Source organism: Streptomyces sp. CBMA156, assembly GCF_014596515.1.
In the GTDB taxonomy this organism is placed as follows: Bacteria; Actinomycetota; Actinomycetes; order Streptomycetales; family Streptomycetaceae; genus Kitasatospora.
Genome location: NZ_MSJQ01000429.1, coordinates 1 through 9932 on the forward strand (window position 1 = coordinate 1; position 9932 = coordinate 9932).

10 protein-coding genes and 1 pseudogene are annotated in these 9932 nt (G+C 73.6%); 6 read left to right on the top strand and 5 right to left on the bottom strand.

All coding sequences use genetic code 11. From position 1 onward, the window contains the following. The first annotated feature begins 163 nt into the window (after nt 1-163). Together BU198_RS38505 and BU198_RS38510 are read left to right on the top strand one after the other, a co-directional pair. Nucleotides 164-391 carry a hypothetical protein gene (locus tag BU198_RS38505; RefSeq protein ID WP_188301407.1) on the top strand — a complete coding sequence of 76 codons (228 nt, stop codon included), beginning with the start codon at nt 164-166 and terminating at the stop codon, nt 389-391. Between the two features lie 210 nt (nt 392-601). Next, complete coding sequence (locus BU198_RS38510) at nt 602-997, top strand: hypothetical protein (RefSeq protein ID WP_188301408.1); 396 nt, start codon at nt 602-604, stop codon at nt 995-997. 31 nt (nt 998-1028) lie between these two features. Here BU198_RS38510 and BU198_RS38515 read toward each other — a convergent pair whose 3' ends face one another. Next, nucleotides 1029-1601, bottom strand: coding sequence for a hypothetical protein (locus BU198_RS38515; protein WP_188301409.1), 573 nt, complete (start codon nt 1599-1601; stop codon nt 1029-1031). 144 nt (nt 1602-1745) lie between these two features. Beyond that, the gene (locus BU198_RS44090) at nt 1746-2390 is read right to left on the bottom strand and encodes a histone-like nucleoid-structuring protein Lsr2 (protein ID WP_317620501.1); all 645 of its coding nucleotides are present in this window, start codon (nt 2388-2390) and stop codon (nt 1746-1748) included. A gap of 302 nt (nt 2391-2692) precedes the next feature. Between BU198_RS44090 and BU198_RS38525 the strand changes: the two genes are divergently transcribed. Continuing rightward, nucleotides 2693-3571, top strand: coding sequence for a nuclease (locus BU198_RS38525; RefSeq protein WP_188301410.1), 879 nt, complete (start codon nt 2693-2695; stop codon nt 3569-3571). 63 nt (nt 3572-3634) lie between these two features. On the opposite strand, the gene BU198_RS38530 is transcribed toward BU198_RS38525, so the two are convergent. From BU198_RS38530 to BU198_RS38540, 3 genes are all read right to left on the bottom strand, one after another. Next, entirely contained in the window at nt 3635-5410 is a 1776-nt protein-coding gene (locus BU198_RS38530) for a glycoside hydrolase family 3 protein (protein ID WP_188301411.1), read from the bottom strand. Then, complete coding sequence (locus BU198_RS38535; RefSeq protein ID WP_188301412.1) at nt 5404-6183, bottom strand: tyrosine-protein phosphatase; 780 nt, start codon at nt 6181-6183, stop codon at nt 5404-5406. Before BU198_RS38535 ends, BU198_RS38530 begins: the two co-directional genes overlap by 7 nt. Before the next feature lie 206 nt (nt 6184-6389). Then, complete coding sequence (locus BU198_RS38540) at nt 6390-6989, bottom strand: TetR family transcriptional regulator (protein WP_188301413.1); 600 nt, start codon at nt 6987-6989, stop codon at nt 6390-6392. A gap of 237 nt (nt 6990-7226) precedes the next feature. On the opposite strand from BU198_RS38540, the gene BU198_RS38545 reads away from it, so the two are divergent. The 3 genes and pseudogenes from BU198_RS38545 to BU198_RS38555 form a co-directional block, all read left to right on the top strand. Next, nucleotides 7227-8786: an ABC transporter substrate-binding protein gene (locus BU198_RS38545; protein WP_188301414.1), complete on the top strand. Its 1560-nt coding sequence runs from the start codon at nt 7227-7229 to the stop codon at nt 8784-8786. Then, entirely contained in the window at nt 8783-9751 is a 969-nt protein-coding gene (locus tag BU198_RS38550) for an ABC transporter permease (protein ID WP_188301415.1), read from the top strand. Before BU198_RS38545 ends, BU198_RS38550 begins: the two co-directional genes overlap by 4 nt. Then, a pseudogene (locus BU198_RS38555) lies at nt 9738-9932 on the top strand (lipase); the annotation flags it as partial. The gene BU198_RS38550 and the pseudogene BU198_RS38555, both read left to right, overlap by 14 nt.

The following is a 9932-nucleotide window of genomic DNA, read 5'->3' on the forward strand; positions in this document are numbered from 1 at the left end:
GGGTCCACCCGCACCGGGACGGCGCCGGGCCGGCGACCGCGGCGCGCCCGCCGGCACCGATCGGGGGCGTGCCGGACGGCGCGTGCGGCATTTCGGGGTCCCACTCGAACTCGGGGGCGCCGAGAAGACCCGTTCCCGGGGTTTCCGGCGCATACTGGAGGGGATGACGAATTTCTCAGCAGTCCGCCGCCCTCTGCCGAGCAGCCCCTTCAAGGCCCCGCCGGAGGCACCCCGCAAACATTTCGCCGTCGGCGACCGAGTCACCCATGACAGGTACGGCCTCGGCCGGGTCATCGGGGTGGAAGGTGACGGCGACACCGCCGTGCTCGTCGACTTCGGATCCCAGCAGGCACGCATCACGCCGCCGTACAGCGCGATGTACGCCCTCTGACCCCGGACGCTCCCGGCTCTCCGGCCGACGGTGCGCACGCCTCACGGGCGGAGCGCTCCGTCCGGGCGGTGTGATGCCCTGCCCCGGTACCGTCCACGCGCCGGTACCGGGGGCCGCTGTGCCATGCCCCGGCGTCGCGCAGATGGCGGGCCGGGGGCGAACCGGGGATGTCCGTGCGGGCGGCTTCCGGCGGGCACTATCCTCGGGTCCATGTCGAATCCTGATGAGCTGCTCGTCGACATCGCCGCGATGGTGGAGTCCGAGTGCAGCAACCAGATGCCCCTGACCGTGGTCGTCCCGGGCGCGGTCATCACCGGCCGGCTGGCACCGGAGAGCCTGTGGAACGAGCGGGTGGCCGAAGTCCTCGCCGCCTCGGACTTCCTGAAGCCCTTCGCCGCCCTGTTCGTGGCGCCCGCGACCGCCGACGGTGAAGCGGCGGTCGAAGAAGTGACGCCGCCCGCCGCGCGGCCTACCCACCTGCACCTGCACGTCGCCCGCATCCTCCAGGGCAGCTACGGCCTGCCCCACACCGGGGGCATGTACCGCATCGCCATCGCCGACATCAGCAGCTGGACGGTGGGAGACCTCAGCTACTCCGATCAGTGACGCCTCGCCCGGAGAGGCCGGCGCCCGGCGGTCAGCCGCTCCAGGAGGTGGTCGAGGTGGTGGGCCTGGCGGCTCCTCCGGTGGTCGTGCCCCCGGCCCCCGGTGCCGCGGGCCGCTGAACGGCGGCCCCGCCGCCGGAGGTGGTCGTCCGGACACCCTGGCTCCCGGCCGTGCCGCCGGCCGAGGTCCGCGGCACGGCCGGGGCCGCCGGCGTGCGGTGCGCCGCGGTCGTCCGGAGCGCGGTGGGGGCGGCACCGGCCGAGGGCCGGCCACCGCCCGGGGTGGTGCGCTCGATCCGCAGCACCAGGTTGCGGTCCCTGCGGTCGTCGGCCAGGTCACGGTTGCGGCTGTGCACGACCTGCGTCGGCACGCCGCGCACCTCCTCCCAACGTCCCTGCACCGCGCGGATGTTGGGGCACCACTCGCCCTCGTGGCGGTGTTCCAGGTCCAGCTGCCAGCTCTCCGCGTCGACGACGTGCACGGCGCCGACCTCCCCGGGGACCTCCACCGGCGCACCGCCCCTGACCGTCACCACCGCCCGCTGCGGCCACCGTCCCTCGACCGCCGTGACCGTGATCCGACTCGGCCCCTGGTACCAGGCCATCGCTGTCCTCCCGCGTCCGTCCTCGCGCCGGCTGCCCACCGGCCTCAGTCGGTACCACGGACGGCACCGCCCCCGGGGTTCGGTCCGGCCCCGCGGACGGAGCCGGACGGAGGAGGAGCCTCGCCGGGCGGCGGGACACGGGGCTCACAGTGACGCTTCGTAGGCCTCGCGCAAGGCCGAGGGGACGCGCCCGCGGTCACTGACCCGGAAGCCGTTCGCACGGGCCCATCGGCGTACCGGCTCGTCCTGCGGGCGGGGATCGCGCCTGCGGGCGGCGGGGCCGGTCCGGTCGCCCGAGGGGACGCCCTCCAACCGGTCCGCCACGTGCTGGAAGAACGCGGCCAGGGAAGGGTACTCGCCGTCCTCGGGGGACGATCCCTCGCTCCAGGACCCCATGGTTCCGGTGCGCGCGTTCAGGAACGTTCCGTGGAAGCCGTCCCGCTCCGCGACGATCGGCAGCCACTCCCGGCGCCAGAGTGGCCGGCCGGGATCCCCGGACGGTTCCGCCTCCGCCAGGGCCGTCATGTGGACATGGACGCGCTCGATGTCCGTGAGGCCGAGCAGGAGCCCGCCGTCCGGGATGACGTCGCCCGAACCCGCTGTGACCAGACATGATCCGAAGCCGCCCGCGCCGCCGACACGGACGTCGTTCAGCAGGATCCACTGCCGCAGCTCCGACGGCAGTTCCAGGCCCATGCGCACCTCGGCCGCGTCGATGGCGGCCTGGTCCCCCGGGCCGCCGAGGGTGGCGAGAACGCCGGGCGCGTTGCGCCCGAGCCACGCGGTCACCCGGCCCCACGCCTGACATACGTCTCCTGGCCCGGGCATCGGTGATCCACTCACGGGGCGGCCTCCCACTCGGTCGGGCACGGATGGACGCGGGAGCGGCACCCGCCCACGGTGCCGGCTCCCGGAAAGCACTGCCCGGATCGTACGTGCGCCCACCGACAGCCGTCCGAAGCCGTCCGGGAGCCGGGGAAACGGCTGCGCCCGCACGCGTCGACGGCCCGTCAACTCGCCGATGGCGCGGTTCCGTGGTTTGCCCGCGAAGGACATCACAATGGGTCGCGACTCGACTACGGGAGCCATTCATGACGATGACCCTCATCAAGGGCCGCTACCAGATCAAGAACTTCGAGCCAGACGGCGACACCGTCCACTTCCTCCCCGACGACCCCGGCTTCTGGCCCGAACTCCCCGGCGACCACAGAGTCAAGCGGGACGTCCACGGCGGCGCCTCACTGCGGTTGGACGGGATCGACGCGCTGGAGACCCACTACCAGGGTGCCGGGCCCGACTTCGTGCACCAGCCGCTCGAACTGGGCGCCCACGGTGCCCGGGACGCGCTGCTGGCCTGGCTGGGCTTCACCGACGTGACGCAGGGAGCGGACGAGACGGTCACCTCCGCCATTCCGGAGACCGTCGCCGGATTCATCCTCACCGGCGGCGCCGACACCTACGGCCGCTGCGTGGCCATGGTCGGCAGGGGCGCGCCCGTCCCGGACGCCAGAAGCGGAACGGTGCTCAAGGTCGACGTGCCGCTGCTGCACCAGACCGCCAACCACGAACTGCTGTCCCGCGGCCTGGTCTACCCGACGTTCTACTCGAACCTGCCGAGGGACCTGCGCCTCGACATGGCCGCCACCGCCCGGCAGGCGCGGGCCGCGAAGGCGCCCGGCAGCGTCTGGGCCAACGACGTCACGCACAGCGGAGCCACCATCGAGGACCTGAGCTCGCTCACCGACGACCTGGTCATCCTGCCGAAGCTGTTCCGGCGGCTGGCCGACTACCTGCGGCTCTTCGGCCCCGCCCTCGACTGCCTGCCCGCCTACCTGGCCGGTGCGGGCGACGAGTTCTTCCTCTCCGACCAGAGCACCTCCACCGTGGGTCTGCAACGCGTCGTCGACGTCCACGACGACACGGTCAAGCTGCGCCCCGACATCGAGGACATCGTCTTCGTCGAGAAGTGACCGCGGGACACCCGTACCGGGGCCCCGCCACCGGTGGGTGGCGGGGCCCCGGCGTGGGGTGGCTCAGCTTCCGGTGCCGGCGCGGTGGCCGTGGCGGAAGAGCGGGGCGCGGGTGTCGAAGGGGACGTCCTCGCGGGCCGCGGCGACGGCGGCGTCGGAGACGGGCAGGTCGAACGGGAGGGTCGCGGTCATCGGGGCGCGGCCGAGGGCGGCGTCCAGCACCACCTCGTCCGCGGCGCCGAACTCGCCGAGCAGCAGGGCCGCGTGCGGGGCGAGCGGGGTGAGCACGGCGGGCCGTTCCAGCTGGGCGGCGAAGACCGTGGGGACGACGGCGGCCAGCGCGGTGAGGCGCTCGGCCTCGGCCGGTTCGAACTCCAGCGAGCCGCTGTGGAAGTGCTGTTCCAGCATGCCCTCGCGCCGCTCGTACGGGGTGGCGAGGCGGACGACGGCCAGGTCGGCCTGGGCCGGGTCGTCCACGACGGTGCCGTACCGGGCGGCGACGGCGGGGTCGACGCCCTCGACGTACAGCCGCGATCCGGTCTGCGGGTGCCCCGCGAGGTGGACCACGGAGCGGCGCTGGACCTCGCGGCCGAGTGCCCGGCCGGCCTCGGTGCCGACCAGTTCGACGGCGGCGTCCGCGTCGACGTACGGGTCGTCGAAGAGGCCGAGGCGGAACTTGTCGCGCAGGATGCGGCGGACCGACTCGTCGAGCCTGGCCTCGGTGACCGCGCCGGAGCGGACGGCGGCGAGGATCAACTCCGGATCGGTCTCGCCGCCGAGCTGGTCGGCGCCCGCGTCCAGGGTGAGGACGACCTGCTCGGCGACGGCCAGCTCCTCGACGCCCCAGTGCCGCGGGGGCAGCGTGACCACGCCGGGGACGGCCATGCCGGTGATGGCGTTGAAGTCGGTGCAGACCACCCCGTCGAAGCCGTAACGCCCGCGCAGCAGACCGGTGATGACGTCCCGGTTGAAGTTGGCGCCGACCTCGGCGAGGCCGCTGCCGGAGGGGATCGCGTAGGCGGGCATGATCTGCGCGGTGCCCGCCGCGAAGGCCGCCTCGAAGGGGCGCAGGTGGGTCTCGAACTCACCACCAGGGTAGACCAGTCGGCGTCCGGCGGCGAAGTGCGAGTCCTCGCCGCCGGCCTGCGGGCCGCCGCCGGGGAAGTGCTTGGTCATGCAGGCGACGCTGTCCGGGCCGATCCGCTCGCCCTGGAGGCCCTGGATGTAGGCGGTGATCATGCGCGAGGCCCGCTCCGGGTCCTCGCCGAAGGTGCCGCTGATCCGGGCCCAGCGGGGCTCGGTGGCGAGGTCGGCCATCGGGTGGATGGCGACCCTGATGCCGACGGCGCACAGCTCGCGGCGGATCAGGTCGGCGTAGCGGTGCACCAGGTCGGTGTCGTCGGTGGCGGCGAGGCCGATCGGCTCGGGGCCGGTGCTGAAGCCGCCGCCGATGTGGGCGGTGGCCGGGTTGGCGGAGAAGCCGTGCCGGGGGTCGGAGGAGAGGGTGACCGGGATGCCCAGCCGGCCGGCCGCGGCCAGGTCCTGGACGTGGTTGTTCCAGTCGGCCATGGTGCGCGGGTCGGGGACGGCCATCATGGCGAAGTGGGTGAGGCCGCGCTCGGTGATCAGGTTCGCGCCGGACGGGAACGGCGGGTGCTCGCCGGGGAGCATCCGGCCGTGCAGCATCAGGGCGGCCTTCTCGGCGAGGGTCAGCCGGCCGAGCAGGTCCTCGACCCGCTCCTCGACGGGCAGCCGCGGGTCCTCGTAGGGCTCCATGGTGCCGTTGTGGTTGAGGTCGCGGAACGGGGTGCCGTCGGTGTGGTGCAGGAGGGTCAGCATGCCGTCACCTCGGCGGTGTCCGCGGCGGCGGTACGGGCGGTGGCGGTACCGGCTGCCTTGGCGGTGAAGGCGTCCAGGGTCCCGGCGGTGACCCCGCAGGCGGTCAGGAAGCCGACGGCGCCGCCGTGCTTGACGCGGACCAGCTCCAGGAAGGTGCTCATCGCCCCGACCGGGGCCTCCAGCAGCGGGGCGGGAATGCGCAGTTCGCCGGCCTCGACCTGGTTGAGGGCGGTGCGGTTGCGGTCGGCGAGACCGGCCCAGATCTGCTGGATCGCCTCGTTGGTGCGGGCGTAGTCGGTGACGATCTCCTCGGCGGGCACCCCGAGGACCTCCAGCAGCAGCGCGGTGAGCAGCCCGGTGCGGTCCTTGCCGGCCGCGCAGTGCACCAGCACTCCGCCGGGGCGGACGGTGGCCTCGACGGCGGCGGCGAGGGCCTGCGGCGCGGACTCGGCCATCAGCAGGTAGAAGGCGCCGAGGTCCTCGGCGGTGGTCATGGCGCGCATGGACTGCTCCAGCGCGTCGTTGGCGGGGTTGATCCGGGCGGCGACGACGGCGATGCCGGCGGCCTCGACGGCGGCCCAGTCCTCGGGGCTGCTCTCGGCCTCGCCCCTGAGGTCGACGATGGTGGTGATGCCGTGCTCGCGCAGCTGGGCGACGACGGTCTCGTCGGCGGCGGGGAAGGGCTGGGCGGAGCGGAACAGGGCACCGGGGCGGATCCAGCGGCTCGCGGGGTCGGTGAGCGTCGCGGGGTCGCGGAAGTTGACCAGGGACATGGGGGGCCTTTCGGAACGTGCGAAGTGCGGGTACGACGTGCGGATACGAAGGGTGTGACGAGAGGTGTCACGGGGGGTGTGGCGAAGGCGCGCGGCGGGGCCGCGCGAGGGGGTGACGGGGTGACGGAGGGCGTGCGGTGCCGACCGGGCGGCCGGCGGCGCGCCCGGGGGTGGCGGGGTGTGACGGGGTGTGGGGCCGGTCCGGGTCAGCCCGCCGCGGCGAGCACGTCCCGGTAGGCCCTGACCCAGTCGGTCAGCGTGCCGCTCTCCGGGCCGGTCAGGACGTGGCGCCGCACCATGCCGCCGAACATCGCGCCGAGCGCGGTCGGACGCAGGTCCTCGACCGGGTCGACGCCGAGCCGCTCGGCGGCGATGGTGACGGTGCGTTCGATGAAGGCGTCGATGACGACCAGGGCGTAGTTGTGCACGGAGTGCACCTCCAGCAGGCCCTGGCGCAGCCGGCGGCGCCGGGCGGTGTGCTCGACGGACTCCTCCAGCCGTCCGCCGGTGACGGTCACCGCGTGTTCGAGCGCGCCCCAGAGCGGCAGTTCGGCGGGGGCCTCGGCGAAGGCGTCGAGCAGGACGTGGCCGAAGTCCCAGCCGAAGAGCAGGGCCTCCTTGGCCGGGTAGTAGCGGAAGAAGGTGCGGTGGGCGACGTCGGCGCGGCGGCAGATCTGGTCCACGGTGGTGCGCTCGTAACCCTGCCCCTCGAAGAGGTCGAGCGCCGCGGTGCGGATGCTGTCGCGGGTGCGCGCCTTCTTGCGGTCGCGCATGCCCGGCTCCGCCACGGTGTCCGTCCCCTGCATCGTTCTTCCGTTTCCGTTCGGTGAGTCGGGTGTGGATGGGGCCGCCGAGGGGGCGGCTGTCAGTACCGAACCACGTCCGACCGTGCTCGCTCAAGGCGAGCGCCGACTCTTCCGGGTTTCGTCATCTTGAATTTGCACAACTGCCTTTTGGCAGTACTGCCACTTCCGGAATGGTGTGGGTCGTCGGCGGCCGAACTCCCCCCGGGCCGCCCCCGCACTCCCCCGAACCGAGGAACCATGAAGCGGCACACCCACCTCCTGGTAGCAGCGGCCTGCACGGCCGCGCTCACGCTCACCGCCTGCTCCGCCTCCGACGACGCGATGTCCGGCAGCGGCGGCACCGCCGGGAACACCGGCGCGGCGGGCGACGGCCCGGCCGTGGACGGCGGCACCCTCAAGATCGGCCTGGACCGGCCGTTCACCAAGCTCGACCCCGCCGACGGCACCCTCACCTCGATGCCGATGATGATCCTCGCCAACGCCCTGTACGACCCGCTGATGGTCAACGGCGACAACGGCACCGTCCAGCCCTACCTCGCCAAGTCCTTCACCCCCGACGCGGACGCCAAGGTCTGGACCCTCGACCTGCACGAGGGCGTGAAGTTCAGCGACGGCAAGCCGCTGGACGCCCAGGCCGTCGCCGACCACGTCGCCCGGCTCAGCAAGCCGGAGAGCAAGTGCGCGTGCGCCGTCGACGCGGCCGCCATCGCCGCCACCACCGTCACCGGACCTACCAGCGTCAGCTTCACCCTCAAGTCTCCCGACGCCGGCTTCCCCAGCCTGTTCACCCGCTCCCTCGGCTACGTCTCCGAGGCACCGGCCGGCGACGCCCCCGCCGTCGGCTCCGGCCCGTACACGGTGGAGAGCGTGCAGCCCGGGGTCTCCGCCACCCTGACCCGCAACCCCGCCTACTGGGGCGCCAAGGGCCACGCCGACAAGCTCGTCTACCGGGTGCTGCCCGACGCCGACAGCCGCTACCAGTCGCTGCGCTCCGGCGACACCGACCTGGTCTGGACCGAGACGCCCAGTCAGCTCAAGCAGGCCGCCACCGACGGGCTGCGCACCGCCACCGGGCCCGGCTCCACCAGCACCGTCATCTTCAACACCAAGGCCGCCCCCTTCGACGACGTGCGGGTCCGTCAGGCCGTCCAGTACGCGATCGACCGCGAGGCCGTCGAGAAGGTCGTCTACCTCGGCCAGGGCACCGTCTCCGACGGCCCGATCGGCTCCCACTCCCCGTACCGGACGGACGCCCGGTACCCGGCCCGCGACGTGGCCAAGGCCCGCGCCCTGCTCGCCGAGGCCGGGCACCCCGACCTCGCCTTCGACTACCTCATCGACGGCCGCCCCGAAGGCCAGCAGCGGGCCACCGTGATCCAGCAGATGCTCGGCGAGGCCGGCATCAAGGTGACGATCAAGCCGCTCGACAGCGCGGGCCTCGGCACCGCGATGCTCCAGCGCAAGTTCCAGGTGATGGACTTCATCACCAGCATGTTCGGCGACACCGACACCGCGCTCGCCAGCCTCTACCTGCCGAACTCGCCCTACAACTTCACCGGCTGGTCCGACCCCGAGGCCCAGCAGGCGATCGCCGAGGGCCGCTCCTCGATCGACCCCGCCAAGCGCGGCGCGGCCTACAACCGGGCCGCCGCCCGGGTCGTCGGCGAGGCGCCGATGCTCTTCCTCACCGAGAACACCCTCGGCTTCGTCGGCGCCACCAAGGTCGGCGGGCTTCCCGACCTGTCCAAGCGCACCGTCCTCAACCTCTCCCCGGCCACCCTGTGGGTGAAGCGGTGACCCCTCGCACCCGCACCGCGCTGCGGTACGGCGGGCAGCTCGGCCGCGCCGCGGCCGTCCTGCTGCTGGTCGCCCTCGGCGCCCTGACCCTGCCCCACCTGATGCCGGGCTCCCCCGCCGTCGCCGCCCTCGGCCCCACCGCCACCCCCGAGCAGATCTCCGTCTACGAGGCCGGACTCGGCCTGGACCGCAACGTGTTCGCCGCCACCTGGCAGTGGATCGGCGACGCCCTGCACGGCGATCTCGGCCACTCGCTGTCCACCGGCGCCGCCGTCACCACCGAACTCGCCGACCGCATCCCCGTCACCCTCGAACTCTTCCTCGCCGCCCAGGTGGTGGCACTCGCCATCGCCGTGCCCGTCGCCCTGGTCTCCGCCTGGCGGCCGGGCGGCCTCTTCGACCGGATCGCCACCGCCGGCACCTTCGCCTGGCTCGCCGTCCCCGGCTTCGCCCTCGGCCTGCTGCTCATCTGGATCGCCGCCGTGCAGCTGCGCATCCTGCCCGCCACCGGCTGGACCCCGTTCACCGAGGACCCGGCCGAGAACCTGCGCCACCTGGTGCTGCCCGCGCTCACCCTCGGCCTCACCGAGGCCGCCGTGTTCACCCGGGCCCTGCGCGGACAGCTGCTCGACACCCTCGACCAGCCGTACGTCGCCGCCGCCCGCAGCCGCGGCATGGGCACCACCCGGCTGCTGCTGCGCCGCGCCCTGCGGCCCTCCAGCCTGCCGCTGGTCACCCTGGTCGGGATCGGCATCGGCACCTCGCTGGGCGGCTCGGTGCTGGTCGAGTCGCTGTTCGCGGTGCCCGGCGTCGGCAGCCTGGCCTCCGGGGCCATCGCCGGCCGGGACTTCCCCGTCGTCCAGGCCGTGGTGGTGGTCAGCGCCGTCGGCGTGGTCGCGGCCACCCTCGCGGTCGACCTGCTGTACCGCACGATCGACCCGAGGATCGCCCATGAGCACCGCTGAGACCGTGAGCACCGCCGCGAACGCCGGCCCGGCCGCCGCGACCCCCGCGGCCCCCGCCGTCCGCACCGCCGACATCCGCTTCGTCCTGGACCGGCTCGCCGTCCTCCACGCTGGTGGCCACCCCGGCGTCTGCCGCACCCCGCTGCCCACAGGCCTGCGCGGGGCGCTCGACCTGCGGCGC

What these genes read in the sequence shown, in the direction of transcription:
- BU198_RS38505 (WP_188301407.1), top strand. Translation starts at nt 164, where the DNA reads ATGACGAATTTCTCAGCAGTCCGCCGCCCTCTGCCGAGCAGCCCCTTC.
- BU198_RS38510 (WP_188301408.1), top strand. Translation starts at nt 602, where the DNA reads ATGTCGAATCCTGATGAGCTGCTCGTCGACATCGCCGCGATGGTGGAG.
- BU198_RS38515 (WP_188301409.1), bottom strand. Translation starts at nt 1,601, where the DNA reads ATGGCCTGGTACCAGGGGCCGAGTCGGATCACGGTCACGGCGGTCGAG.
- BU198_RS38525 (WP_188301410.1), top strand. Translation starts at nt 2,693, where the DNA reads ATGACGATGACCCTCATCAAGGGCCGCTACCAGATCAAGAACTTCGAG.
- BU198_RS38530 (WP_188301411.1), bottom strand. Translation starts at nt 5,410, where the DNA reads ATGCTGACCCTCCTGCACCACACCGACGGCACCCCGTTCCGCGACCTC.
- BU198_RS38535 (WP_188301412.1), bottom strand. Translation starts at nt 6,183, where the DNA reads ATGTCCCTGGTCAACTTCCGCGACCCCGCGACGCTCACCGACCCCGCG.
- BU198_RS38540 (WP_188301413.1), bottom strand. Translation starts at nt 6,989, where the DNA reads ATGCAGGGGACGGACACCGTGGCGGAGCCGGGCATGCGCGACCGCAAG.
- BU198_RS38545 (WP_188301414.1), top strand. Translation starts at nt 7,227, where the DNA reads ATGAAGCGGCACACCCACCTCCTGGTAGCAGCGGCCTGCACGGCCGCG.